Below are 25,949 nucleotides of genomic sequence, written 5' to 3' on the forward strand. Positions count from 1 at the left end.
AACGCCTCGGCATCACAAGGTGGCAGACAGTGATCGAAGATGCAGAGCACGCAGCGGATGCCGAAACGGCTGCTCACGCAAATGGCGCGATACAGCGCGTGTTTGAAGCGCTATCTTCAGCGCCCCGGCGCAAGATCCTCGCCTATCTTGCGCACTCTTCCCTAACGGCGGGCGAGATCGCGGCGCGCTTCGAGATGTCGAAGCCGTCGATCTCGCAGCATTTGAGCATTCTGGAGACGGCCGGGCTCATCGCCAAGGAGCGGCACGGACAGTTCATCCACTATTCTCTGGTCCAGAACAATCTTGTGAACACGCTGAATGGATTTGTTCAGGATGTCTGCCCGGTATCGCGCCCTATCAAGAGAGAAAGCAAAGAACTTGGTCGAGGCGAGGCAACGCAAAGATCGCACTTGCGCAAATCTGAAAAGCCCTAGCGGCTTTGCATTGTTTTCATGAGCGCCTTGGCGTATCGGCAGGCGTCAAATTCCACAGCGATCTCGCAAGACTTTTTGTAAGCGGCCATCGCCTCGGCTTCGTCCGCAGAGACGCCTTCACCATGCTGAAGGGCGCCGCCATACATGGTGCAACCCCAGGCATCGCCCTCATTGCAGCTCAGCTTGAATGTGCGATAAGGGCAAGATTCGTTTGCACTACCGGCGGCAAGCAGTTTGTTTAGCCCAAGCCGACCCAAAAGAATTCCCGCGCCGCGATTTGTGCAGCCGCCGATACTGCCAGTTGCGCAGGCCTGGGCGAACATCTCCTCGGTCCATTGCTTGTCTTCTGGCGAGTGCTCCTGGATGACCCTGGCCGTCTCGAAACAGGCTTCGCCCCTGCGTCCGTCGAAACACCGCCTGGCACAGGCCAAGACGTCTTTCTCACAACCTTGGTAATCTATTCCCGGCGTGGAAAAGAGCGCGTCATCGACGCCCGACGCCCTGCGCCAAATATCGGCCGGGCATTGTTGGAAATAATAGCTCGGTGTGCCCCTGCGGGTCGATTTCTTCAAACAATTTCGGCAGCACTGACTTGTCGAATACCGGCTCCTAGCTGGCCGCCGCCGTCGTGACCGCAAGAACGATTGCGCCGGCGCCTGCTAGAATTGCCGCCGCGAGCATCATGATCACATCCCTTGCGGGCCGCGGTTCATCGCCGCCACCCCGGTACGGCAGATCTCGACCAGCCCGAGCGGTTTCATGATGGCGATGAACTGATCGAGCTTGGAGCCCTTGCCGGTGATCTCGAAGATGAAATGCTCGGTGTTGGCATCGATGACGCTGGCGCGGAATGCATCGGCGAGCCGGAGCGCCTCGACGCGGGCTTCGCCGGTGCCGGCGACCTTGACCAGCGCGAGTTCCCGCTCCAATGGCCGCTCCTGTCCGAATTCCTGCGACCGCACGGTGAGATCGACGACGCGGTGCACCGGCACGATGCGCTCGAGCTGGTGCTTGATCTGCTCCAGCACGTGCGGCGTGCCGCGCGTCACGATGGTGATGCGCGACAGGTGCTTTTCGTGCTCGGTTTCCGAGACCGTCAGGCTCTCGATGTTGTAGCCACGTCCGGAAAACAGGCCGATGACCCGCGCAAGCACGCCCGGCTCGTTGTCGACCAGGACCGAAAGCGTGTGGTTCTCTGGTTTTTCCGTCTCCTTGGCGATGAAATAGGCGGAGCCGGTCGGTTGCAACTGTGCGTTCATGACATGAATCTCGATTTCAAACTTTTGCGCTAATCTGCTGTTTTCGCACAGCTTCCTTGAACCAGACTACACCAGTTCCCTACCCTTGGCGTCGATCGCGTTGGCGACAGCTTCGTCCGTCGCCTCGTCCGGCAACAGCATCTCGTTATGCGCCTTGCCGGACGGGATCATCGGGAAGCAGTTGGCGAGCGTCGCCACGCGGCAGTCGAACAGGACGGGCTTCTTGACCGCGATCATCTCCTTGATGGCATCATCGAGTTCGTCCGGCTTGTCGCAGCGAATGCCGTGGCCGCCATAGGCTTCGGCGAGCTTGACGAAATCCGGCATCGCCTCGGTGTAGGAGTGCGACAGCCGGTTGCCGTGTAGCAGCTGCTGCCACTGCCGCACCATGCCCATATACTGGTTGTTGAGGATGAAGATCTTGATCGGCGCCTCGTGCTGCACCGCCGCGCTCATTTCCTGCATCGTCATCTGCACCGAGGCATCGCCGGCGATATCGATGACCAGCGCATCCGGGTGCGCGATCTGCACGCCGAGTGCCGCCGGCAGGCCGTAGCCCATCGTGCCCAATCCGCCAGAGGTCATCCAGCGGTTCGGCTTCTCGAAATGATAGTGCTGCGCCGCCCACATCTGATGCTGGCCGACCTCGGTGGTGATGTAGGTGTCGAGGTCCTTGGTCAGCGCATAGAGCCGCTGGACGGCGTATTGCGGCATGATCACCTCGTGGTTCATCTTGTAGGCGAGCGAATCGCGCGCGCGCCATTTGGCAATCTGCTCCCACCACGGGTGAAGCGCTTTCTTGTCGGCCTTGGCGGTTGCCCGCCACAGCCGCACCAGATCCTCCAGCACACGCCCGACATCGCCGATGATCGGCACGTCGGTGTGGACGTTCTTGTTGATCGACGACGGGTCGATGTCGATGTGGATCTTCTTCGAATTCGGCGAAAACGCCGTCAGCCGCCCGGTGATGCGGTCGTCGAAGCGCGCGCCGATGCAGAGCATGACGTCGCAATCGTGCATCGCCATGTTCGCTTCATACGTGCCATGCATGCCGAGCATGCCCATCCAGTTCTTGCCCGACGCCGGATAGGCGCCGAGGCCCATCAGCGTCGAGGTGATGGGAAAGCCGGTGAGGTCGACCAGCTCGCGCAGCAGATGGCTCGCCTCCGGGCCGGAATTGATGACGCCGCCGCCCGAATAGATGATCGGCTTTCGGGCAGCCCCCATCAGCTCGACCGCCGCCTTGATCTTTTCCAGATCGCCCTGGACCTTCGGTTGGTAGCTGGTGCGCGGCGCCGTCTGCGGCGGGACATAGATACCCCTGGCGAACTGCACGTCCTTCGGGATGTCGACGACGACCGGACCGGGGCGCCCTGTCGTTGCCACATGGAAGGCCTCGTGGATCGTTGCCGCGAGCTCGTTGACGTCCTTCACCAGCCAGTTGTGCTTGGTGCAGGGCCGCGTGATGCCGACCGTGTCGCACTCCTGGAACGCATCCGAGCCGATCAGCGAAGTCGGCACCTGGCCGGTCAGGCAGACCAGCGGGATCGAGTCCATCAGCGCGTCCTGCAATGGCGTCACCGCATTGGTGGCGCCCGGCCCTGAGGTCACCAGCATGACGCCGGCCTTGCCAGTCGAGCGCGCATAGCCTTCCGCCGCGTGGCCCGCGCCCTGCTCGTGGCGGACGAGGATGTGCTCGACCTCGTCCTGCTGGAAGATTTCATCGTAGATTGGCAGAACCGCGCCGCCCGGATAGCCGAAAACATGCTTGACGCCATTGTCCTTCAGCGCCTGCACCACCATTTCGGCACCCGTCATTTCGCTCCTTGGCATTTCAGTTCTTGGCATTTCGCGCCGCTCATTCTGTCCACTGCTCATCGTTCTGGTCCCGTACTGTTCGCCATCTGGCGATTGCTCGTCGTTTAGTCGTGTTTCGGGCAATAAAAAAGGCCCCCGAGGGAGCCTGTGTCTTGCGCATGGGAGGTCACCGCCCGGCGGTTACACCGCCTTGCCCACGCGCTTTCCTACGAGAATGAGTGCCTTTTTCATGGTGGCGGACAATAGAATTGGTTTGACGCCGCTGTCAACGGCGAATGTGCACTTGGCCTGACGTCGCACATCCGCCCATTGTGCACCCGCGCCGCCTTTCCGCCGCGCGGGTGTTCCGTTTCAGGCGCAGAGCACCACACCCCTCGCCTTGGCCCAGCGCTCGATGATCTTGCGCTCCTCGAGCGAGGCGAGACGATTGCCGAAACCGCGCACCTGCACCGCACGGTTTTGCGGGTCGAGTTCGATCGTCAGCAACCGCTCGATCTTGCCGAGCGCCGAGCGCCGCAGCACCCAGATCGAGGCATTGCCGGCGATGCATTTGGCCGCGTATATCGAGACGCAATGATGCATCGCCCGGCTCTCGGCGACCAGATCCTCGGCTGTCTTCAACTGACGGATGAAGAAACGCTCGCCATGCGCCCTTGCCTCTTTGGTCGACGGCTGCCAGTCCCAGTCGTCGAGGCGCGAGCCGTCCCAGGCGCGACCCTGCGACTGCGTCCCGGCAGTACGCGTGGCCCGCCCGGCAGCGCGGCGGCGCATTGCCTCGATGCGTTCGATCGCGGCAATGTCTCGATGCCATTCCAGCATCTGCCGACGCAGCGAGGTGAGCGTGCGACCCTTCAGGCTGTACGCCGCATCGCGCTGGTGCACGGCGCCGATATAGTCGCATAGATCGTCGATCTCCTCCTTCGACGCGGGTTGCCCGCAGAAGAACCGTGTCACCTCGCGCCAGAAGGCCAGATCGTTACGTGGCGTGCGCGCGATTTTCGACTTGGCAAGTCGGGCCGCCAACCCGGAATCATCCGTGTAGGACCGGGCGATCACCACCCAAAATGCCTCGTCGAACGTGAAATCGCCGGGCAAGTTCAAGAAGCAATGCACCTCCTTGCGAGACAGCCACGCACAGGCGCCCGCCTTGTAAAGCGAGTCACCACGCGCCACTGCGATATACCAAGCCTTGCGAAGCGCAATCTCGCCGACATTCAACCCCGAGCTGTCCAGCCAGATCCCCTCGAGCGCGGCTGTAACCGGGTAGCGCGCATAGAGATGGCGCGCCGCGGCCAGCCGCAGCCGCTCGGGGTCGCGCGTCTTCAGCTTTGGACGCCACAGCGCGCCGTCGCGGATCGCCATGCCGGCAAAGCCCCGACGTGCCTCGTCGAGCGCCCGCTCGAAATCCGGAGCGGGACGCGGGACGGGAAAAACCCGCCGCAGCGTTACGGCATATGCTTCAATGCGTTCGCGCTCGGCATCCTGCCTGCGCTGGATCATGGACTTTGCCATGGCCGTTCTTCCTGATTGGAACCCTGTCAGCCGCACGCAATTCCAGCGTCGGCACGAAATGTGTCGATCTGGATCGCCGGGTCATTGACAGGTCTCCTTTCAGGACGACGGATCAGAATGGGCGGCTTCTCTAAGCTCGCCGCCAATTTGACGCAAGAGCTATTCTTTCCACGCCCGCGATGGTCTGACGGGTGTTGCAAAGGTGCATCGTTGTCGCCATCAGCGTGTCCGGCCGACGCGTTTCCAGTAGATGAGGGTGCCTGTGAGCCCGCCATGCGGCTTCAGCGCATAATCCGGTATTTCGCCGGCCAGCGTGAAGCCGAGCTTTTCATAGAGCCCGGAAGCCCCCTCCTCTTTTGCCGTGTCGAGGACCAACAGCGTGCGGCCTTTCTCCACAGCAACGGCTTCCGCCGCCTCCATCAGGCGGGTTGCGATGCCCTTGCCGCGGTAATCGAGGCGGATCATCAGCTTGGCGATCTCGGCCCGGTGCGGCTGGTTGGGAGGGCAGTCGAGCAGCAAGGTGATGGTGCCGACCAGAGCCTCGCCGTTCCAGGCCCCAAGCACCGCCCTTTCGCCTCTGGCGGCCGCCTGAAGCGACTTGTTCCAGAAGGCCGCGGCCATCTCCGGCACCAACGGATGCATGAAGCTGACCGAGCCGCCGGCAGCGACTGTCCCGATCAGCAGTTCCGTCAGCATTTTTTGCGTTCCGTCAGCATTGCTGAGTGGCCTGATTTCGATCGAACTCATGTCGTTCCCCTGTCGCCGTCCGTCAGTCGAAACGACTGGTCCGCTTGCGCTTCCTGGCCCGCCGGATTTCCGCGATGCGATCGGCGTCTTCCTCTTGCAGATGTCGCCCGCGTTCCAGCGGTTCGAGCGTGTATTCCTCATAGGTCAGGCCCAGCCGCTCGGCCTTGTGCAGCCGCATCAGCATGATCTCGCGGCTCGGCACTTTCCATGCCTGGGCATGGGCGGTCCGCCAGGCAAGAAAGACATAGGGGTCGCCCTTGCCCCAGGGCGGACCGTCATAGTCGTCGAGCGGCGGACCGCCATTGTCGCAGCGTTTTGGACGGCGCGCCTTCACCTCAGCTCCTGGCCAACGCAACCAGATAGTCGGCGGCGTCCGGCCCCGGAGCGTGAAAGACGCAATCGGATGGCGCGCCGAGCGCCAGGCAGTCGCCCGGTTCGAGCCGGTGAACGATGTCCCCCTCGGTGAATTCCAGCCGCCCGGAGATCAGCCATATCTGTTGCCTGATGAAGGCATAAGACGCCGCCGGGAAACTTACCTTGGCGCCGGCCGGCAACTGGATCCGGATCAGTTCGAGGGGTATGTCGGAGACCGGCGAAAGATGCCGCCGCACATAACCCGTAGCCGGATCGCGCCAGAGCGGCTGGTCACGTTCGCGAAGCAGGCCACCGCCCTGCAATTCCGCCCTTGCGATCAATGTGGACAGCGTCATGCCGAAGGCGGCCGCAATACGCACAAGGAGTGCCGCCGTCGGGCTGGTCATGCCGCGTTCTACCGTGCTCAGCATGGCTTTCGAAACATTGGACCGCTCCGCCAGCTCTGCCAGGGACCAGCCTCGAGCCACTCTTTCGGTATGTATTCTTCTGCCGATGGTCGAGGAGATGTCGTTCGCTATATCATCCATTAATCCAATATATCGAAATTCTTCTACAGAGCAACGGCCGTTTCATCCAGTTTTCGCAAACACCTTAATGTCCGCTAAACCATCCGGCCTCATCCCACCTTAACCCCGTTCGCCTAGGCTCATCGCTTGGGAAAAGGGGACCGGCGTATCCATGCTCGTTGAACGCGAAGCCTCCATTGGGGAACCGACTTTGCTGGAGCGCCGCAGGGCGGAGCAGAACGACAAGCGCATTCTGGGCAATGTCGTGCAATGCGACGGCGCGCGCGCCACCATCAGCGCCTATGCCGACGATATCGAAGGCACGGTCACCGGCCTGTGGAGCGTCGGCAAGATGATCTCGATCAATCTCGGTACATCACGAACCGTCGGCCTGGTCTATGAAATCGGCAAGTCGGATCGTGCGTGGAGCAGCGAGGGCCAGAATCCGATCGAGGTCAGCATCGAATTGATCGGCGAGGTGCGCGACGGGGCCGAACCCGGCGCGAAGCCGATCTTCGACCGTGGCATCACAACCTACCCGCATATCGGCGCCATTGCCCATCGTATCCGCAGCCGCGACCTGCAGGCCGTCTACGATCTCGCAGGTCGTCATTCGATCACCATCGGCACGCTGTCGCAGGACGAGGCGATCGACGCCAATATCGCCATCGACGATACGCTGGCGCGGCATTTCGCCATTGTCGGCACCACCGGGGTCGGCAAATCGACCGCCGTGTCGCTGCTCTTGCGCAAGTCGATCGCCGCCCGGCCCGACCTGCGCGTGCTCATCCTCGATCCACACAACGAGTTCGCCGCGTCGTTGCCCGAATATTGCGTCAGGGTCGATTCGACGACGCTCGACCTGCCCTTCTGGATGTTCAAGCTAGAGGAATTTGCCGAGGTGCTGTTTCGCGGCCGCGAGACGGTCCCGGAAGAGGTCGACGCCTTGCGCGATCTCATCCCCGCGGCCAAGAACCTCTACCGCAATCCGAACTCCGGCAACTATCTACGGCGCAGCACCGATGCGCTGACCGCAGACGCGCCGGTGCCCTATCGCATTGCCGACCTCATCAAGCTGGTCGACGAGCGCATGGGGCTGCTGGAAAGCAAGAACGATCGCCCGACCCTCAGGTCACTGAAGACACGTATCGAATCGGCGGCATCCGATCCGCGCTACCGTTTCATGTTCAACTCGCGCCTGATCGAGGACACCATCCACGAGACGATCGGCAACATCTTCCGCGTGCCGCATCACGGCCGCCCGGTGACCTGCTTCGAAATGGCCGGCATGCCGTCCGAGGTGGTCAATTCCGTTTGCTCGGTCCTGGCGCGGCTGGCCTTCGACCTGGCGTTGTGGAGCGAAGGCCGCCTGCGGCTGCTCTTCCTGTGCGAGGAAGCGCATCGCTATATGCCGGCCGATCCGCGCCTCGGTTTCGCGCCGACGCGGCACGCGCTGTCGCGCATCGCCAAGGAAGGCCGCAAATATGGCTGTTATCTCGGCGTCGTCACCCAGCGCCCGGGCGAACTCGACCCGACCATCCTGTCGCAGTGCTCGACGTTCTTTGCCATGCGGCTCGCCAACGAGCAGGACCAGGCGATCATCCGCTCGGCGATCGCCGATTCCTCGGCTTCGACGCTCGCGTTCCTGTCTTCCATGGGCCAGCGCGAGGCTATCGCCTTCGGGGAAGGCGTGGCGACGACGATGCGGATGAAGTTCGAAAAGCTCTCCGAGGATTTGATCCCCGGCACCGCCAAACGCGAGAATGCCTTGCCGTCCGAAACCGGCGACGAGGTCGACCTCGTGGCGATCGTCGAACGGCTGCGCAACGTGCCGAAATCACAACAGGCAATGCCTTTCGCGGAAGTCGTCGATCCGGGCCGGCAGGCCGGCGATTCGGACTATCGCAAGCGGTCGGCCGTACGCACCCAGCGAAACGACGATTTCGACTTGCGCTACGGCCTCAAGCCGGCGACCTTCGGCCTGCGTCCCCCAGAATGATTGAGCCGAGCGACTTTTAGGCAGCGCTCGCAGATATCAAAGCTGAGTTTCGATGGCTGTCTTGTCTATAACTGACCACACCTGGCGAATTTTCCCTCTCTGAAGCTCATAAAATACGTTCTCGGCAAACGAAATTCTCTTCCCGCTTACATCGAGCCCAAGGAACGTTCCCCTTGGCGCGCAGTCGAAGCTTAGCCGGCTCGCTACATAAGGCGGATCGGCAACCAATAGCTGAATGTTGAAATAAAGGTCCGGAATTTCGTCGAAGTCTCTCACCAACATCTCGAGATAGCCGGACAATCCGAGCTTGCGACCGTTGTGGGTCACTTCATCATGAACAAACCTCCCCAGATTTGGCCAATCCTGCTTGTTCAGGCATGCAATATAGCCTCGGTAAAGACCGGAGAGATCGGATTTAGTCACGGCAACACCTCTATTTCCGGCAAGCCCCGCAAAGGCAGCATCTCAGCTTGACGGGGTGATGTCGGTCTGCGTGCACCGGAAACGAAGAAAACGATACCAGACGGCCGGAATCACGAATTCAATGACGGAATTCAGGCACAGACGCGGTTGCGCCCTTGCCTCTTCGCCTCATAGAGCTGGCGATCGGCGCGGCGATAGAACTCCTCGGCGGTTTCCTTGCGATCCCAGACGGCAAGCCCGACGCTGGTGGTGATTTTCAGTCGGACATTGCCCGTCAGCACCGACATGTTGGCGATCGCCTTGCGGATGCGCTCGGCGAATTTGGATAGCAGCTCGGCGTCCATATTGGGCGTGACCACCGCGAACTCCTCGCCGCCCAGGCGCGCCACCACGTCGTGATAGCGTGTCATGTCCTTGAGACAGTTGGCGACCGCCCGCAACACCTCGTCGCCGACATCGTGGCCGTGGCTGTCGTTGACCTGCTTGAAATGGTCGAGGTCGAGGATCATCAGCCCTACTGGTTTCTCGATGCGGCGGAACTCTTCGAGATATTCCTTCAGCGCATCGTCGAAATAACGCCGGTTCTGCATGCCGGTGAGGCTGTCGGTGAGCGCCGCATGCTCCAGCGTCTCCGAACGCGCGCTGAGCGAAACGGTCATGGCGCGCAGCTTGCCTTCTTCCGTCGCCTGCTTTCGGATCAGCGGGTAGATGAAGAAAATGCCGAAGAACAGCGCAGTCGCCAACAGCACGCCCGTCGCAAACAGCAGCTTGTTGAGATAGACGATTTCATCGAGTTTTGAAGGCGTATTGCTAATGTCGGCGGCCAGGGTTTGCAGGAGCCCATAGGCGTAAAGCGTCACCAGGCCGGCGGCCAGGATCACAAAAATAAAGACGAAAAAGGCTGATTCCGCCTTGTGGAAACGCATCTGCTCCCCGTTGGAAAGTTCGTAGCGATCTTATGGCATGCGGGAACTTACGGACAGTTAACCTGGACAACTTCAACGCGAAATGTCCCCTCGGTGTCGACTTTTCAGGTTGCGCTCGAAGGAGGGAGTGAGAGCATCGAGTCGATCCCCCCATCAGGACGCAATCTCTGCCATTCCGGGCCCAATTGGTGCCTGAACCAGGTCGCCTGCCGTTTGGCATATTGCCGCGTCGCGATTTTCGCGCGCTCGATGGCCTCGGGAAAACTGAAGGCGCCGGCCAGCGCGGCCTGAAGCTCGCGAACACCGATTGCTTTCATCGCCGGCAGGTCGGGATCGAGGCCGAGCGCTGAAAGCTGTTTCACCTCGTCCAGTGCCCCCTCATCCAGCATGCGGTCGAAGCGGGCATCGATCCGCTCCACCAGAGCCGCTCGCTCCGGCTCGATGACGAAAAAGCGCGCGCTGCTCCCGTCGATCAACGGCCGGCCACGCGCGGCCTGCCAGTCCAGGATGGAACGGCCCGACGCGTCGAGCACCTCCAGCGCCCGCACGATGCGCTGGCCATCCGTCGGCTTCAGCATCATGCCGGCCGCAGAATCCTCGCGCAACAGGATGCGGTGCAATCTCACTGCGCCCTGTTCCTGGAGCTCGTAGCGCCAGCGATCGCGGATCGACTTCGGAATGTCGGGCATCTCCGAGATACCTTCCGTGAGCGCCCGGAAATAAAGCCCGGTTCCGCCGACGAAAATCACTGGCCGCTCCGAAAGCGTGCCGTCGTCGATCAGCTTTATGACATCACGCAACCAGGCGCCGGTTGAATAGGCGGTGGACGGATCGACGTGTCCATAAAGAAAGTGGGGAACGCGGGCGAGTTCGGCAGGACCAGGCCGCGCCGTCAGCACGTCGAGCACCGAATAGCCTTGCATGGAATCGGTGTTGACGATGACACCGCCATTGCGCTCGGCGAGGTCGAGTGCGAGCGCCGACTTGCCGCTGGCGGTCGGCCCGGCTATCAGGATCGCGTTCTTCAGGCGGCCTTCGCCCGCCTGTCCGCTGGAATTTTCGATGCTGCTGATCGCCACGCTTCTATCCCATCCCGCCGGCCGCGCGTTGACGTCGACGCTAGCGAATATGGCCTCGCGGTCGGTCGGCGCAAGCGCTGTTCGCTGGCTGGCCGAAGGCATCGCCTGCGAGCTCGACTTGCCGGAGACCGCCGACGCTTCCGAAATAACGGCGCGCCTGCGTGCCGCGCTGGCTTCCGAACCGATCGACGTGGCCGTCCAGCCGGCCGAGAACAGGCGCAAGAAGATCCTGATCGCCGACATGGATTCGACGATGATCGACCAGGAATGCATCGACGAGCTTGCCGACGAGATCGGCGTCAAGGATCGCGTCGCCGCCATCACGGCGCGATCGATGAACGGCGAGATCGCATTCGAGCCGGCCTTGCGCGAGCGCGTGGCGCTGCTCAAGGGTCTCGATGCCGCAATCATCGACCGCATCATCGACAATCGCCTGACGCTAGCCTCCGGCGGCCGCACGCTCGTCCAGACAATGGCGGCCAATGGCGCCTGGACGGCGCTGATCTCCGGTGGTTTCGACATCTTCACCACCCGCATCGCAGCATTGCTCGGCTTTCACGAAAATCGCGCCAACCGCCTGATCGAGCAGGATCGCCGCTTCACCGGCCTGGTCGCCGAACCGATCCTCGGCCGCGCCGCCAAGGCCGAAGCCCTTATCGAGATTTCCGCCGGCCTCGGCCTGACGCCTGCCGATGCCATTGCCGTCGGCGACGGCGCCAACGATCTCGACATGATCCGTCTTGCCGGCATCGGCGTCGCCTTGCATGCCAAGCCGGCCGTCGCAGCCGAGGCAAAGATCCGCATCGACCACGGCGACCTCACCGCCTTGCTTTATCTGCAGGGTTATCGCCGGGAGGAATTTGTCGAATGATGCCGATCCGCACCGAGCGCCTGATCCTGCGCAACTGGGAAGATCGTGACCGCGAGCTCTTCCATCGCATCAATTCCGACGAGTTGGTCATGGAATTCTTTCCGTTTCGCCGCGACCGTGCCCAGTCGGACACCAAGATGGAGGAGTTGCGCGCGGCTATCGATCGCGACGGCTTCGGCTTCGCGGCCGCTGAGATCGCAGCCACAGGCGAATGCATCGGCTTCGTCGGCATAACCCGAACTGATCATTTGCCATTCCTGCCGCCCGGCACGATCGAGATCGGCTGGCGGCTGGCACCCGAATTCTTCGGCCGCTTCTATGTCACCGAAGCAGCCGAAGCCTGGCTCACCTATGGCTTTGAAAGACTTGGCCTCGACGAAATCGTGTCCTTCGCAGTCAAGGATAACAGCCGGTCCACTGCCGTTATGGAGCGCCTGGGCATGATCGCCGACCCCGCCTCCGATTTCGACCATCCCGGCGTTCCGGACAGCCACACCGCACTCAGGCGACATGTCTTCTACAGGCTGTCACGCACAGACTGGCAGGCAAGAAAAAGAGCGGCCCGCTAGCCGCCCTTTTTCGTTTCAAGATCAGAGCATTGCAGGCTCTTCCGGACTCAATCCATCCGGATTGTCACAAACCTCAGCTCGCCGGTCTTCGACGCCAGCATCAACAGCGCGTTCTTGCGCCCCTGCTCCTTCAGCGCGCCGATCCGGTCCATGACGTCCTTGGGCGTTGCGACCGATTCCTGCGCGATCTCGGTGATCACCTCGCCCGGCTGGATGCCGCGTTCGGCAGCCGCCGAATCCTTGGAGACGTCGGTCACGACGACGCCGGAGACGTCGGCGGCGATGCCGAATTTCGTGCGCGTCTCCTCATTGAGCTCGCCGATCGTCATGCCGAGCACGGCAGCCGTCGAAACCGCAGGCGCCTTGTCGGCATCGTCCCGGTCGGCGTTGCCGTTTTCACCGCCGCTGGCAAGCTTTTCGCCGTCCTCGAGCCGGCCGAGCGTCACCTTGACGGTCTGCTCGACCCCTTTGCGCACGATGATCACGTCGACCGCCTTGCCGACCGGGCTCTCCGCCACGACGCGCGGCAGGTCGCGCATTTCATGGATGTCCTTGCCGTCGAATTTGATGATGACGTCGCCGGCCTGGATTGTGCCGTTGTCGACCGGCCCGCCCTTGATGACGCCGGCGACCAGCGCGCCCTTGGCGGTCACCATGCCCAGGCTTTCGGCAATGTCGTCGGTCACCGGCTGGATGCGCACGCCGAGCCAGCCGCGCCGCGTCTCGCCGAACTGGCGAAGCTGGTCGACGACGCCCGAGGCAAGCTGCGACGGGATCGAGAAGCCGATGCCGATCGAGCCGCCCGATGGCGAGATGATTGCCGTGTTGATGCCGATGACCTCGCCGCTGCTGTTGAACAGCGGTCCGCCGGAATTGCCGCGGTTGATCGCGGCATCGGTCTGGATGAAGTCGTCATACGGGCCGGAATTGATGTCGCGATTGCGTGCCGAGACGATGCCGACCGTCACCGTGCCGCCGAGACCGAACGGATTGCCGATCGCCATCACCCAGTCGCCGACACGCATCGTGTTGGAATCGCCGAACTTCACCGCCGTCAGCTTGTGCCCTTTCGGATCGACCTTCAGCACCGCGACATCGGTCTTGGTGTCGGTGCCGACCAGCGTCGCCTTGAGCGTCACCCCATCGGAGAAATTCACCTCGATGTCGTCGGCATCGGCAATGACGTGGTTGTTGGTCACCACGATGCCCTGCTCGGCGTCGACCACGAAGCCGGAGCCCAGCGACTGCACCTTTTGCCCGCCGCCGCCCTTGTCGCCGCCACGGTTCTTGAAGAAATCGTCGAAGAAGTCCTGGAAGGGCGAGCCCTCCGGCAGCTGCGGCATCGGCACTGCGCCCGGCCCTTCAGTGCCTTTAACAGTCTGCGACGTCGAGATGTTGACCACGGCGCCAAGCAGGCCGGCGGCGAGATCGGCAACCGAGGGCGGCCCGTCGGCTGCCATCGTCGGCGCCACGAACGACGGAACGGCAATGGCGCCGACCAGAAGCGCAGCGGCCCCGGCGATGAACGTCCGCCTCGCTGCACGCAGAAGGGTGGTGGATGTCATCGAAAGGCCTCCGGGTGTTCTGAAAAAAGCGCTTCGGCAAAAAACGCCGCGTCGCGTCATGTTGGCAAGAAATAAGGCACGTTTGCGGCTATGGCTACCGCCAGAGAATAAATCCTCTGTTACGCCGGCTATCCCTGCACCGGCCCTACTGGCCGGTGCTTGGCTGAGCCGCCGGTGGCGCGGGAGCGGCAGGTGCTGGCGCTGGTGCCGCCGGTGCCGCAGGCGTTTCCTTGCTGTCCGGGTCGCGGAAGAAGCGGAAGAACTCGGAATTCGGCGACAGCACCATCGTCGTTCCTGCGCTGTTCAGCGCCGTGCCATAGGCATTCATCGACCGGTAGAAATCGAAGAAGGCCGGATCGCGCTGATAGGCCCCGGCAAACGTCGCGCTGCGCTGGGCTTCACCTTCACCGCGCAGGATTTCAGACTCTTTCTGCGCTTCGGCGACGATTTCGACCACTTCGCGGTCGGCGCGAGCCCTGATCCGCTGCGCTGCCTCGTTGCCGCGCGCCCTCAGCCGCTCGGCTTCGGCGAGACGTTCGGCCTTCATGCGGTCGAAGGTCTGCTGCGAGACTTCGGCCGTGAGATCGGTGCGGCGGATGCGGACATCCTCGATCTGCAGGCCAAGCGAGGTGGCATCAGGCCTCAGCTGATCGCGCACCTCGCGCATCATCACGGCGCGCTCTTCCGAGAGTGCCGCCTCGAAGTCGCGCAGGCCGTAGACGCGGCGCAAGGCAGCGTCGAGACGCGTCCTCAGCCGGGCCTCGGCCAGTTCGATCTGGCCGGAAACCGCGGCGCGGAACACACGCGGGTCCGAGATACGATAGGCGATAAAGGCATCGACCTCATAGAATTTGCCGCCCGAAACCTGGACACGGATGTTGTCGAGGTCGAAGCGCAGGACCCTGTTTTCGATCAGCTGGACGGTGTCGGCATCGAAGAAGGAGAATGGCGCCTTGAAATAGATGCCCGGCTGGTTCTTGACGTCGACGATTTCGCCGAACCTGAGCACCAGCGCCTGCTGGCGCGCATTGACGACGAAGACCGACGAATAGAGCAGGAACAGGATGACCGCGGCGATGACCGCAATGACGGGAAGACGGTTGGCCATCACTGGTTTCCTCCGGTGGCCGGTGCCGGCGCCTTCTGCTGCAATGCCGGCAGCGGCAGGTAGGGAACCACCCCTTGCCCGTTGCCTTGCTCGACGATGACCTTGCTCGAATCCTTCAGCACCCTCTCCATCGTCTCCAGGTAGAGCCGCTTGCGCGTCACTTCCGGCGCCTTTGCATATTCGTCATAGACCGAGATGAAGCGCTGCGCCTCGCCTTCGGCCTCCTGCACGACCCGGTTCTTGTAGGCGGCCGCGTCTTCGCGGATCTGTGCGGCCGCACCGCGCGCCTGGCCGAGCTTCTGATTGGAATACTGATTGGCCTGCTCGACGAACTTGTCCTCGTCCTGTTCGGCCCGCTGCACCTCGTCGAACGCGTCTGCCACCTCGCGCGGCGGCGCGGCGTCCTCGATGGAAATTGCGTTGACGTTGAGGCCGGCCTTGTAGCCGTCCAGCGTCGTCTGGATGATCTCACGCACCGACGCCGCAATGCCTTGCCGGTCGTCGCGGAAAATGTCCTGCGCCGGGCGCCGGCCGACCGCTTCGCGCATCGCGCTTTCGGCGACCTGCTGCAGCATGCCGCCCGGGTCGGACACGTCGAACAGATAGGCCTTCGGGTCGGAAACCTGATAGGCCACCGAGAATTGCACGTTGACGATGTTCTGGTCGCCGGAAAGCATCAGGCCATCGCCGCTGGTGCTGCCGCCGCCGATGCTGACAAGCTGCTCGGCGATGTTAGCGGTCTCGACCGTTTCGATGGGCCACCAATGGAAATGCAGGCCCGGCTGCGACAGTTCCGCCTTCGGCTTGCCGAACCTGAGCTCCACCGCAACTTCATCTGGCTGGACGGTGTACACTGCCTTGAACGCCCATAGCACCACCAGCGCCGCGGCAATCAGCCCGAACACGGCAGGGCTCGCGCCACCGCCGCCCGGCAGCGCGCGCCGCAACCGGTCCTGCCCGCGCCGGATGATATCCTCGAGATCGGGAGGCGAGCCCTGCGGGCCGCTGGGTCCTTTTGGTCCCTGACCCCAAGGCCCCTGATTGTTGCCGCCGCCCCACGGGCCGCCGCCGCCGCTCTTGTCGTTCCAGGGCATGAATGTCCTTTCGCTTGGAATTCCCTCAAGCGCCGGCTCACCGGCGCAAAATCCAATATTATTCTTCTATAGGGATGCGACGGCACGCTTTCAACGCGATCGGCTGCCGCCACTGTCCGCCTTTGGGTCCATCTAGACCTGTCGCGACCCCTTTGTCGCCTTCAATGCACGTCGCGGCGCCGCTCGTAAACCGAATAGCGTGTCGCATGGCTGTCCTTTTCGCCAGCCTCCACCTCCTGCGAGCGGACGATCCGCCACAGCGCCGGATCGATCGGCGGGAAATGGGCATCGCCGTCGACCGCGGCCAGAACATGGGTCACGTGCAGCCGATCGGCCAACGGCAGCGCCTGAGCGTAGATTTCGCCGCCGCCGATGACGCAGATCTCGTCGGCGCCGGCCATGCAGCGCCCGCGCACCGTCGCCAGCGCGATTGCGTCCTCGATCGAGTGCGCGACTTCGACGCCCTCGGCGCGCCATGCCTTGTCTCGTGTCACCACGATGTTGAGCCTGCCCGGCAATGGGCGGCCGATGCCTTCATAGGTCTTGCGGCCCATGATGATGGGCTTGCCCATCGTATCGGCTTTGAACCGCTTGAGATCGGTGGACAGCCGCCACGGCAACCCACCCTCGCGCCCGATCACGCCGTTCTCGGCGATGGCGACATAAAGCGCGAGGTCCATCAGCCGCCGTTTCCGCCATCCGACGGCTCCAGCAGCAATATGTCGATGTCATGCTCGGGGTAGAAGTTCTGCGCCTTCATCTCGAACGTCGTCGGTCCGATCTTCCTGACGTTTTCGCCGCAAAACGAGACCAGGTTCTTCGCATCGCCCTTGTCGACGGTCAGCTTGAAACTGCCGATGTTTCCCGACGCCCAGTTGCCGCCCGTGGTCAGGATATAGGCGATGCGGTTCTCGAAATATTTGGGGTAGCCGTCGGGATCGTCCTTGGCTGCCTTGCGCACGGCATTCTCGAAGGCATCGTCCATGCAGTAGCGTGTCTTGTAGGCGGCATACTGACCCTGGAACTGGCCGTCATAGAAGAAGCTGACCGAGGAGGTGCCGCCGACGCTCGGCTTGTAGCGATGCGAGACATGGACCGCCTTGTTGGCCGGAAACGTCGAGCGCCACCAATAGGTCGAGCGCAATTGCCAGAACGGCGTATAGACGGTCTTCATGCCCGAACCGTCGTCAGCAGTGTCCTCGATGATGATGCCGCGGTTGACCCAGTCGTCGGCGACCGCTTGCGGCAGCTTTGCCAGCGCTGCCTTGGCCGCATCGCCGAACGGATAGAACGGCACGCCCTGCGCCTTCAGGTCAGCGCCGATGTCGATGCCGAGCGCGAACACCTTCTGCTCGAGCTGCGGCTTTGCCGGCTCCCCGTCGATCGTCACTTCGAAGCCGAGGAAATTGTCGCTCTGCGCCTCCGGAATCGCTGGTATTTCTTCGGGGTCGCCTTCGATGTCGGGCATCGGAAAGGCGACGATCGCATCGACATCCTTGTCGGTATTGTTGCGGAAGACGTAATCGACCATCACTTTTTCCGGCGAGATGTAGAGATCCTCGCTTTCCATCGCCACCGCATCGCTGCGCGAAAGAATCAGCCCACCGGTGCCGAGTTCGGCGACCGAATCATTGGCGAGCGCAGGCGTAGCCGAGAGCGCCAAGGCTGCGGTCAGGACGTAACGGAACATGGAAACTCCCCCGGCGAGAATGCCAACATGACTCTAGCTGTTCAATGTGGCGTTTCAAAGCCTTTCGGCAAATGCGCCGGCGCCTGCCGGCATGTCGTGTCGGTCTAGACACGCCGGTCCCGATCGGGCAGGAGTTCGCCCATGCGCAAGCTTCTCGTCATCGGCATCGGCGCCGGCAATCCGGAACACATGACGGTCCAGGCCATTAACGGTCTCAATCGGGCCGACGTGCTGTTCATTCCTGACAAGGGCGCCAAGAAGAACGATCTCGCCGAATTGCGCCGCCAGATCTGCGACCGCTTCGTCATTAATCCGAACTCACGCCGTGTCGAATTCGACGTGCCGGTGCGCGCCGAGCCGGCGCCTTCCTACCGCTCGACCGTCGACGACTGGCACGAGGCGATCGCCGCGATCTACGAAGGCCTGATCCGCGACGAACTCCCTGAAGATGGCTGCGGCGCCTTCCTGATCTGGGGCGATCCGTCGCTCTACGACAGTGCGCTGCGCATCCTTGAGCGCGTGCGCCTCAGAGGCAATGTAGCGTTCGAGCTGGAGGTCGTCCCTGGCATCACCGCCATCCAGGCACTCGCAGCCAGCCACAAAATGGCATTGAACCGGATCGGCGACGCCATTTTGATCACCACCGGCCGCCGGCTCGCCGAGGAAGGTCTGCCCGAAAACGCCGGCAGCACCATCGTCATGCTGGACGGCAAATGCGCCTTCAACACGCTGGACGACAACGACGTCACCGTTCACTGGGGCGCCTATCTCGGGACGCCCGACGAGATCGTCATCTCGGGCCGGATTGGCGACGTCGGCGACAAGATCGTGAGCACCCGTGAGCAGGCCCGCCGGAAAAAAGGCTGGATCATGGACACCTATCTGCTGCGCAAGCCGGGCGAGCCTAAGAAGTAACAGGGATCACACGCGGCAGAATTCCGCCGGCGTCACGCTGCGTCGATCTCGGCTTGCAGCGCCTCCATATGCGCCGCCGCTGCTGAAGACGCAGCCCGCTCGATCGCGCGGAAGCGGCTGACCACAGCAAGCCCGACCGACGTCAACTGGGCGCCACCGCCTTTTTTGCCGCCCGTCTGTGCCGCAACCAGCGGCTTGCCGAACACGCGGTTCATGTCTTCGACCAGATCCCAGGCGTGCTTGTAGGACATCTCCATGCCGCGTGCCGCGGCCGAAATCGAGCCGAAGGCGGCGATCTGTTCCAGAAGCTCGATCTTGCCCGGTCCGATGCGGCCATCTGGATCGAGATTTATCCGCAAACTCAGCGACGGCATTTGCTCCTCCGCGGTCACGCTATTCTACAGGTTCTGCAGCGATACCGCTATTCCAAAACGATATAGCGAATCATCGGCCGTTCACTCATCCGCCTCGGCGGGCAGGCCGGCGCCGGTATTCGCCCGGTCGAAGCTCACCGTCTTGACCACGGCGAACACCTGTCGACCAAGCCGAAGCCCCAGTGTCTGCCGCGACTGTTCGGTGATGCGGGCAAGCACGGTTGCGCCATTGCAGTCGATGCCGATCTCGACCGTAGGCCCTTCGCCCGGCTTTATCGCCACGATCATGCCCGGCAATATGTTGAGCGCGCTGAGGCCAACCGGCTGCTCGGTGGCGACCATCACGTCGCGGGCACGGATGCGGACGCGCACCGGCGCACCGACTGGCGTTGCCAGAAGCGGCACCCGGATCTCGCCCGCCAATGAGCCTAGCACCGTCATGCCGAAGGCTTCGTCGTGGCGCAGAACCGCGGTATCCAGCACGGCACCGCCCTCGCCGCGCTCTTCGGCCGGCAACAGATCCAGCCGCTGCATGATCGCTCCGGTCGGACCGGAAGCGGCGACCTTTCCTTGCATCAGCACCACGACGTCGCTCGCCAGCCGCGCCACTTCGGCGATCGAGTGGCTGACATAGACGATCGGAATTTTCGTCTCGTCGCGCAGCCGCTCGATATAAGGCAAGATCTCGGCCTTGCGCGCCTCGTCGAGCGACGCCAGCGGCTCGTCCATCAGCAGCAATTTCGGACTGGCAAGCAGCGCCCTGCCGATTGCCACGCGCTGCTTCTCGCCACCGGAGAGTTTTGCCGGCCGCCGGTCGAGCAAATGGCCGATCCCGAGCAGTTCGACCACACCATTGATATCGGCGTAACGCTCGGCAGCCGGCGTGAACCAGCGGCCATAGCGCAGATTGCTCGCCACGCTCATATGCGGAAACAGCCGCGCATCCTGGAACACCATGCCGATCCGCCGTTTGTGCTTCGGCACGAACAGACCGGCATCGCTATCAACCAGCACGCGGCCCTCGGCCGCGATGCGACCTTTGTCGGGGCGGATCAGCCCGGCAATCAAATTGATCAGCGTCGTCTTTCCGGAGCCGGAAGGCCCGAACAGCGCGGTCAGCCGCCCGGCGCTTTCGAAGCGGGCATTGACGGTGAAATCGCCAAGCCGGTGGCTGATGTCGACCTGAACCGTCATTCGATGTCCATCCGCCGGCCGACACGCCGCGCCAGCACTTCCGAGGCAACAAGTGCCGCCATCGAGATGACGATCGAGATCAGCGTCAGCCTGAGCGCGCCGGCGTCGCCGCCGGGAACCTGCGTGAAAGTGTAGATCGCCGACGGTAGCGTCTGCGTCTCGTTCGGAATGTTGGAGACAAAGGTGATCGTCGCGCCGAATTCGCCCATCGCCTTGGCGAAGGAGAGGATCGCACCGGCGATCAGCCCGGGCAGGATCAGCGGCAGCGTGATCGTGCCGAATACCCATAGCGGATTGGCGCCGAGCGTGCCGGCGGCCGCCTCGATTTTGCGGTCGACGGCCTCGATCGACAGCCGGATGGCCCGCACCATCAGCGGAAAGCCCATCACGCCGCAGGCGAGCGCGGCGCCAGTCCAGCGGAAGGAAAAAACGATCCCGAAATGTTCGGCCAGGAAAGCGCCGGCCGGACCACGCTTGCCGAAAGTCAACAGCAGCAAATAGCCGGTCACCACCGGCGGCACGATCAGCGGCAGATGCACCAGACCATTGAGCAGCGTCTTGCCCCAGAACTGGCCGCGGGCAAGCACAAGAGCGATCAGGATGCCCGGCGGCAGGCTGGCAATCATCGCCACGGTCGCCACCTTGATCGACAGCCGGACCGCATTCCATTCGTCGGGAGCGAGATCCAGCAGCCAGTTCATGTGCGGTGCCGTACGTCAGTTGCTCGGCGCGAGGATTGTAAAACCTTGCGCCTTGAAGAGTTCGCCAGCCTTGGCGGATTGCAGGCATTTCAGGAATGCCGGCGTATCCCTGCTCTTCGAATCCGCAAGCTGGGCGACTGGATAGATGATCGGCGGATGGGTACCCGCGGGGAAAGTGCCGACCACCTTCACGCCAGGCTCCGCATGCGCATCCGTGGCGTAGACGATGCCGAGTGCTGCCTCGCCGGTCGACACCAGCTTTAGGGCGGCGCGGACATTCTCGGCCTGCGCCACCTTGCCTTCGACCGAAGACCAGGCACCGAGCGATTCGAGGGCTGCCTTGCCGTATTTGCCTGCCGGCACAGCTTTGACATCGCCCATGGCAAGTTTGCCGTCACCGACGAGCTTGGCAAGATCGAAACCCTTTTCGATCCTGGTTTCAACCTTGGAATCCCGTGGCGCAACCAGAACGATCTGGTTACCGAGCAGTTTCACTTCGGTTTCGGGCTTGGTCAGCTTCCTGTCAGCAAGATATTTCATCCAGTCGAGATCGGCCGAGATGAACAGGTCTGCTGGCGCGCCGCTTTCAATCTGCCTGGCCAGCGCCGAGCTCGCCGCGTAGGAAATGGTCGCCGCCTCGCCGACATCGACCTCGCAGGCCTTGTTGACGGCATCGAGCCCATCCTTCAGGCTCGCCGCGGCAAACACGACCACCTTGTCATCGGCATGGGCCGCCGGCACCGCGGCCATCAGGATGGCGGCGAGACCCGCGATGGCAATCGTCGTCGAACCTTTGCGCGCCAGCATGAAACTCTCCTCGTCTCGGAACGCCCGAAGCCGTCCATCGATATATCCATGTGAACATAACAAGGAAAGGCTCTTTACCGCCTACGGCATTCTGAGCTGAGGTTTTCCCGGCCTGCGATAATCTTCGTTGGATACAGCGGCACCGAGGCCGAAGGAAATATTCACATGAAAATCAGCGACCAGGGATTGCGCGTCAAGTCGACGTCGGCCAATAAAGATGGATGCTGACAACGCCCGAGGGCGTAGCCGCAGTAGGCAATGTCGATATGCACGGTCAGCTATGGTGCTAGACCGCGATCGGTGCCTTGATCGTCGCGTCGGCGAAATAGTTCTCGAGCCGGAAATCCTCGAAGCGGAAGGCAAAGAGATCCTTCACCTCGGGATTGATCCACAGCGTCGGCAACGCCTTGGGCGTGCGCCGCAATTGTTCGCGCGCCTGCTCGAAATGGTTCGAGTAAAGATGCGCGTCGCCGAGCGTGTGGATGAAATCGCCGGGTTTCAATCCGGTCACCTGCGCCACCATCAGCGTCAGCAACGCATAGGAAGCGATGTTGAACGGCACACCGAGAAAGATATCGCCCGAACGCTGGTAGAGCTGGCAGGAAAGCTTGCCTTCCGAAACATAGAACTGGAACAGGCAGTGGCAGGGCGGCAAGGCCATGGCCTCCACCTCGGCCGGGTTCCACGCCGAAACGATCAGCCGCCGCGAATTAGGATTTTTGCGTATCTCCTTCAGAAGATTCGCAATCTGGTCGATAGCGCCGCCATGGCCGTCCGGCCACGACCGCCATTGTTTGCCATAGACCGGGCCGAGATCGCCGTTCTCGTCGGCCCACTCATCCCAGATCGAGACGCCGTGATCGTTGAGATATTTGATGTTGGTGTCGCCGGCCAGGAACCACAAAAGTTCGTGGATGATCGACTTCAGGTGCAGCTTCTTGGTGGTGGTGACCGGAAAGCCGCGGGCCAGGTCGAAGCGCATCTGGTAGCCGAATACCGAGCGCGTTCCGGTGCCCGTGCGGTCGCCGCGATCAGCGCCGTTTTCCAGCACATGCTTCAGAAGGTCGAGATACTGGCGCATCGGCTCCGGTCCGATTCGGGTTGTCAGCCATCATAGCCGAATGACCGTCGGCCGAACACAGCAAAGCGAGACGATTCCAGCAGAAGTCTCACCAGCACCGGCGGCGAGGTTGCTCAGAGCGAGCCGAGCATGCCCAGATCCTTGGCGACGAGGTAATAGAATGTCACCCGGCTCTTGCTGTTGTCGGCCGCCATAGCTTTGCAGGTCTTTTCGATAGCCGCATCCGCCTTGGCACCGTCGGTGACGCCGAGCTTGCCGGCGACCCAGCTGTTCCTGACGCGCTTCAGTTCCTCCGGGTCGGTGCAGGACACCAGCGAGGAATCGCGGTTCCTGAGCGCGATGCCCAGATGCTTGACGATCTTGGCGACCGCGTCGGCATCCGCCGCCGCATCATACTTCTTTACGTCTGCGAGATAATCGGCCATCGAATTTCCCCTCGTCGGCGCCACGGGATCCGGTCGATGAGGATTGTGGCGCGCTGCCGCAAGTATGCGCTAGGTCTCCTCACCGCCACAAAGCTTCGGTTGAGACCGGCTGCAAGTCAACCCTTCATGATCCACTTTGGCACGGACGAAAGTGGCATTCCGGCCTTTCATTTTCCACCGCCAGTCCCTATATTCGCTTCGTCGGCTCGACCGACTATGGCGATAAACAGGCGATGAAATAAGCCGTTCGGACCCGGGGGCGGTACCCGGCGCCTCCACCAAAAACCGCTGCTCAGGAGCGGTTTTTGCTGGGGGCGAAATAGGATCGACGAAGGTGTAAAGATCGTACTTTTGCCCGGCATTGTACCACCGTTATCGGGCTAAACTTATAGTTGCCAACGACAACTATGCGGAAGCACGTCTCGCCGCGTAAGCGGTGCGATAGCTTCAATTCAAGCCCTAGTGGTTCGCACTTCTAGGCGGGGTTCGGAGGTACCTGGCAACAGAAACCTCCATTTCTCCCCCTTTTTGATATGCGCAGCCGCAGGCTCGCCCGATATGTGCGGCTGCGGGCTTCGGCTTTTTACGCCCTGATACGCCCTGGCGCCGCGGCGTTCATACCAGTCCCTGGCTGATCGTTTCGATCGCGCTGCCAAAGGTCTCGTCGGTAGCCCCATATGACAGAAGCATCTCATTGTGCGCCCTGCCCGTCCTGATCATCGGAAAACAATTGGCGAGCTTGGCAACACGACAGTCAAGGAGCACCGGCCGGTCCACATCGATCATTTCCTGGATCGCATCATCAAGGTCGGCTGGTTTGTCGCAGCGCAGGCCGACCGCTCCGAACGCCTCGGCCAATTTGACAAAATCGGGCAAAGCCTCGGAATAGGAATGCCCGAGGCGGTTGCCGTGGAGAATTTGCTGCCACTGGCGAACCATGCCCATATATCCGTTGTTCAGGATGAAGACCTTGATCGGCGCGTCGTACTGGACTGCCGTCGACATCTCTTTCATGGTCATCTGAACCGATGCGTCGCCGGCGATATCGATGACGAGGCTGTCCGGATGTGCGATCTGCACGCCCAGCGCCGCCGGCAGGCCGTAGCCCATCGTCCCGAGGCCGCCCGAACTCATCCAGCGGTTCGGCTTTTCCAAGCCGTAGAATTGGGCCGCCCACATCTGATGCTGGCCCACTTCAGTGGTGATGTATGTGTCGCGATCCTTCGTCAGCGCGTAGAGACGCTCCACCGCGTATTGCGGCATGATCACATCCTTGTTCATCTCATATGAGAATGAATTGCGTGCTCGCCAGCCGGCGATCCTTCTCCACCAGTCCTGGAGGCGGCCTCCATCCGGTTTCTGAGACAATGCGCGCCATAGACGAACCATGTCATCCAGAACATTGCCGACATCGCCTTGTATGCCGATATCGACGTGGACGTTCTTGTTGATCGAGGACGGATCTATATCGATATGGATCTTGCTGGAGTTCGGCGAAAAAGCGTCCACACGCGAGGTCACGCGGTCATCGAAGCGCGCGCCGACACAGATCATGACGTCGCAATCGTGCATCGCCATGTTCGCCTCATAGGAACCATGCAGACCGACCATTTTGAGCCAGTTCTTGCCGGAGGCGGGGTAAGCCCCAAGGCCCATAAGCGTCGAGGTGATCGGAAAGTCGGTCAGTTGAACCAACTCCCGCAGCAATCTCGATGCTTCCGGGCCGGAATTGACGATGCCGCCGCCGGCATAAATAACGGGACGGCTGGCATTGGCCATCAGTGCTATCGCCTGGCCGATCTTGCCGATATCGCCCTGCAGCTTCGGTCGATAGTTCTTCAGCGCGACAACGTCTGATGGCGGCGTGTACACGCCGGACGCAAACAGAACGTCCTTTGGCATGTCGACGAGAACAGGCCCCGGTCGCCCCGACCGGGCGATGTGGAACGCCCTATGGATTGCTGACGCCAGGTCATTGACGTCTTTGACCAAAGAGTTGTGCTTGGTGCAGGATCGCGTGATGCCAATCGTGTCACATTCCTGAAAGGCATCGGAGCCGATCAATGTTGTCGGCACTTGTCCGGACAGACAGACGATCGGTACTGAATCCATCAACGCGTCCTGCAGGGGCGTCACGGCATTCGTCGTGCCTGGGCCTGATGTGACCAGCATCACGCCGACCTTGTCCGTGGACCGGGCATAACCCTCCGCGGCATGGCCGGCGCCCTGTTCGTGGCGCACGAGGATATGCTTGATGTCGTCCTGCTGGAATATCTCGTCGTAGATCGGCAATATGGCCGCGCCGGGATAGCCGAAAATATGCTCCACACCATTGTCTTTGAGTGCGCGGAGAACGATCTCCGCTCCTGTCATGCGGTTGCTCGTATGCTGAATGGAATTATCGCTTGTCATGGTTCTGTCCCGTAGCGTGATGAGGATGGGTTGACGGGGCGTCGCCGAAATCGGGCGTAAGAAGA

General features: G+C 62.0%; 27 protein-coding genes and 1 other RNA gene. 6 read left to right on the plus strand and 22 right to left on the minus strand.

What is annotated here, in order from left to right; genetic code table 11:
• Positions 1–29: 29 nt before the first annotated feature.
• Positions 30–434: a metalloregulator ArsR/SmtB family transcription factor gene (locus NKJ15_RS11565; RefSeq protein ID WP_352681732.1), complete on the plus strand. Its 405-nt coding sequence runs from the start codon at positions 30–32 to the stop codon at positions 432–434.
• On the opposite strand, the gene NKJ15_RS11570 is transcribed toward NKJ15_RS11565, so the two are convergent.
• The 7 genes from NKJ15_RS11570 to NKJ15_RS11600 all read right to left on the minus strand — a co-directional run bounded on the left by NKJ15_RS11570 (position 431) and on the right by NKJ15_RS11600 (position 6,672).
• Positions 431–1,006: an SEL1-like repeat protein gene (locus tag NKJ15_RS11570; RefSeq protein WP_352815371.1), complete on the minus strand. Its 576-nt coding sequence runs from the start codon at positions 1,004–1,006 to the stop codon at positions 431–433. The two genes, NKJ15_RS11565 and NKJ15_RS11570, sit on opposite strands and share 4 nt — an antisense overlap.
• A gap of 114 nt (positions 1,007–1,120) precedes the next feature.
• Entirely contained in the window at positions 1,121–1,693 is a 573-nt protein-coding gene (gene ilvN / locus NKJ15_RS11575; RefSeq protein ID WP_023676680.1) for an acetolactate synthase small subunit, read from the minus strand.
• Positions 1,694–1,759: 66 nt separating this feature from the next.
• Positions 1,760–3,511 carry an acetolactate synthase 3 large subunit gene (locus tag NKJ15_RS11580; protein WP_352471629.1) on the minus strand — a complete coding sequence of 584 codons (1,752 nt, stop codon included), beginning with the start codon at positions 3,509–3,511 and terminating at the stop codon, positions 1,760–1,762.
• A 351-nt stretch (positions 3,512–3,862) separates the two neighbouring features.
• Complete coding sequence (locus tag NKJ15_RS11585; protein WP_352815373.1) at positions 3,863–5,023, minus strand: PcfJ domain-containing protein; 1,161 nt, start codon at positions 5,021–5,023, stop codon at positions 3,863–3,865.
• Positions 5,024–5,242: 219 nt separating this feature from the next.
• Positions 5,243–5,770, minus strand: a complete 528-nt coding sequence (locus NKJ15_RS11590; RefSeq protein WP_352471627.1) for a GNAT family N-acetyltransferase — start codon at positions 5,768–5,770, stop codon at positions 5,243–5,245.
• Positions 5,771–5,792: 22 nt separating this feature from the next.
• A complete protein-coding gene (locus NKJ15_RS11595) occupies positions 5,793–6,104 on the minus strand; it encodes a hypothetical protein (protein ID WP_352815375.1) in 312 nt (103 codons plus the stop codon).
• A gap of 1 nt (position 6,105) precedes the next feature.
• Positions 6,106–6,672 (minus strand): helix-turn-helix domain-containing protein, encoded by a 567-nt coding sequence (locus NKJ15_RS11600; protein WP_352539571.1) that lies wholly within the window; start codon positions 6,670–6,672, stop codon positions 6,106–6,108.
• Positions 6,673–6,823: 151 nt separating this feature from the next.
• Between NKJ15_RS11600 and NKJ15_RS11605 the strand changes: the two genes are divergently transcribed.
• A complete protein-coding gene (locus NKJ15_RS11605) occupies positions 6,824–8,650 on the plus strand; it encodes an ATP-binding protein (protein ID WP_352815378.1) in 1,827 nt (608 codons plus the stop codon).
• A 36-nt stretch (positions 8,651–8,686) separates the two neighbouring features.
• Here NKJ15_RS11605 and NKJ15_RS11610 read toward each other — a convergent pair whose 3' ends face one another.
• The 3 genes from NKJ15_RS11610 to miaA form a co-directional block, all read right to left on the minus strand.
• Positions 8,687–9,073 carry an ester cyclase gene (locus tag NKJ15_RS11610; protein ID WP_352539569.1) on the minus strand — a complete coding sequence of 129 codons (387 nt, stop codon included), beginning with the start codon at positions 9,071–9,073 and terminating at the stop codon, positions 8,687–8,689.
• A gap of 131 nt (positions 9,074–9,204) precedes the next feature.
• Positions 9,205–9,999, minus strand: a complete 795-nt coding sequence (locus NKJ15_RS11615) for a GGDEF domain-containing protein (RefSeq protein WP_352501016.1) — start codon at positions 9,997–9,999, stop codon at positions 9,205–9,207.
• Positions 10,000–10,103: 104 nt separating this feature from the next.
• Positions 10,104–11,072 (minus strand): tRNA (adenosine(37)-N6)-dimethylallyltransferase MiaA, encoded by a 969-nt coding sequence (gene miaA, locus NKJ15_RS11620; protein WP_352815494.1) that lies wholly within the window; start codon positions 11,070–11,072, stop codon positions 10,104–10,106.
• On the opposite strand from miaA, the gene serB reads away from it, so the two are divergent.
• A complete protein-coding gene (serB, locus tag NKJ15_RS11625; RefSeq protein WP_352501017.1) occupies positions 11,062–11,949 on the plus strand; it encodes a phosphoserine phosphatase SerB in 888 nt (295 codons plus the stop codon). The genes miaA and serB overlap by 11 nt on opposite strands.
• Complete coding sequence (locus NKJ15_RS11630) at positions 11,946–12,518, plus strand: GNAT family N-acetyltransferase (protein ID WP_352815381.1); 573 nt, start codon at positions 11,946–11,948, stop codon at positions 12,516–12,518. The genes serB and NKJ15_RS11630 overlap by 4 nt, the downstream gene beginning before the upstream one ends.
• Before the next feature lie 47 nt (positions 12,519–12,565).
• On the opposite strand, the gene NKJ15_RS11635 is transcribed toward NKJ15_RS11630, so the two are convergent.
• The 5 genes from NKJ15_RS11635 to NKJ15_RS11655 form a co-directional block, all read right to left on the minus strand.
• Positions 12,566–14,083, minus strand: a complete 1,518-nt coding sequence (locus NKJ15_RS11635; protein WP_352815383.1) for a DegQ family serine endoprotease — start codon at positions 14,081–14,083, stop codon at positions 12,566–12,568.
• Positions 14,084–14,228: 145 nt separating this feature from the next.
• Positions 14,229–15,191 (minus strand): protease modulator HflC, encoded by a 963-nt coding sequence (hflC, locus tag NKJ15_RS11640; protein ID WP_352501020.1) that lies wholly within the window; start codon positions 15,189–15,191, stop codon positions 14,229–14,231.
• A complete protein-coding gene (gene hflK / locus NKJ15_RS11645) occupies positions 15,191–16,285 on the minus strand; it encodes an FtsH protease activity modulator HflK (protein WP_352471619.1) in 1,095 nt (364 codons plus the stop codon). Before hflK ends, hflC begins: the two co-directional genes overlap by 1 nt.
• A 161-nt stretch (positions 16,286–16,446) precedes the next feature.
• Entirely contained in the window at positions 16,447–16,965 is a 519-nt protein-coding gene (locus tag NKJ15_RS11650; protein WP_352471618.1) for a dihydrofolate reductase, read from the minus strand.
• Complete coding sequence (locus NKJ15_RS11655; protein ID WP_352471617.1) at positions 16,965–17,975, minus strand: DUF4424 domain-containing protein; 1,011 nt, start codon at positions 17,973–17,975, stop codon at positions 16,965–16,967. The genes NKJ15_RS11650 and NKJ15_RS11655 overlap by 1 nt, the downstream gene beginning before the upstream one ends.
• A 141-nt stretch (positions 17,976–18,116) precedes the next feature.
• On the opposite strand from NKJ15_RS11655, the gene cobF reads away from it, so the two are divergent.
• Positions 18,117–18,890, plus strand: a complete 774-nt coding sequence (cobF, locus tag NKJ15_RS11660; RefSeq protein ID WP_352471616.1) for a precorrin-6A synthase (deacetylating) — start codon at positions 18,117–18,119, stop codon at positions 18,888–18,890.
• A gap of 32 nt (positions 18,891–18,922) precedes the next feature.
• On the opposite strand, the gene NKJ15_RS11665 is transcribed toward cobF, so the two are convergent.
• The 6 genes from NKJ15_RS11665 to NKJ15_RS11690 all read right to left on the minus strand — a co-directional run bounded on the left by NKJ15_RS11665 (position 18,923) and on the right by NKJ15_RS11690 (position 23,472).
• A complete protein-coding gene (locus tag NKJ15_RS11665; protein ID WP_023676697.1) occupies positions 18,923–19,264 on the minus strand; it encodes a winged helix-turn-helix domain-containing protein in 342 nt (113 codons plus the stop codon).
• An 81-nt stretch (positions 19,265–19,345) separates the two neighbouring features.
• Positions 19,346–20,458 (minus strand): molybdenum ABC transporter ATP-binding protein, encoded by a 1,113-nt coding sequence (gene modC / locus NKJ15_RS11670; protein WP_352815386.1) that lies wholly within the window; start codon positions 20,456–20,458, stop codon positions 19,346–19,348.
• Positions 20,455–21,159: a molybdate ABC transporter permease subunit gene (gene modB / locus NKJ15_RS11675; protein WP_352539561.1), complete on the minus strand. Its 705-nt coding sequence runs from the start codon at positions 21,157–21,159 to the stop codon at positions 20,455–20,457. Before modB ends, modC begins: the two co-directional genes overlap by 4 nt.
• 15 nt (positions 21,160–21,174) lie before the next feature.
• A complete protein-coding gene (gene modA / locus NKJ15_RS11680; RefSeq protein WP_352815388.1) occupies positions 21,175–21,966 on the minus strand; it encodes a molybdate ABC transporter substrate-binding protein in 792 nt (263 codons plus the stop codon).
• 286 nt (positions 21,967–22,252) lie between these two features.
• Complete coding sequence (locus NKJ15_RS11685; protein ID WP_023676701.1) at positions 22,253–23,047, minus strand: thymidylate synthase; 795 nt, start codon at positions 23,045–23,047, stop codon at positions 22,253–22,255.
• Positions 23,048–23,160: 113 nt separating this feature from the next.
• On the minus strand, positions 23,161–23,472 hold the full coding sequence (locus tag NKJ15_RS11690) for a DUF2853 family protein (protein ID WP_023676702.1): 312 nt from the start codon (positions 23,470–23,472) through the stop codon (positions 23,161–23,163).
• Between the two features lie 161 nt (positions 23,473–23,633).
• On the opposite strand from NKJ15_RS11690, the gene ssrA reads away from it, so the two are divergent.
• Positions 23,634–23,989, plus strand: a transfer-messenger RNA (tmRNA) gene (gene ssrA / locus NKJ15_RS11695).
• Positions 23,990–24,087: 98 nt separating this feature from the next.
• Here ssrA and NKJ15_RS11700 read toward each other — a convergent pair.
• The gene (locus NKJ15_RS11700; RefSeq protein ID WP_352815390.1) at positions 24,088–25,884 is read right to left on the minus strand and encodes an acetolactate synthase 3 large subunit; all 1,797 of its coding nucleotides are present in this window, start codon (positions 25,882–25,884) and stop codon (positions 24,088–24,090) included.
• Positions 25,885–25,949: the final 65 nt, after the last annotated feature.

Source organism: Mesorhizobium sp. M0207 (assembly GCF_040321995.1).
Classification (GTDB): Bacteria; Pseudomonadota; Alphaproteobacteria; order Rhizobiales; family Rhizobiaceae; genus Mesorhizobium.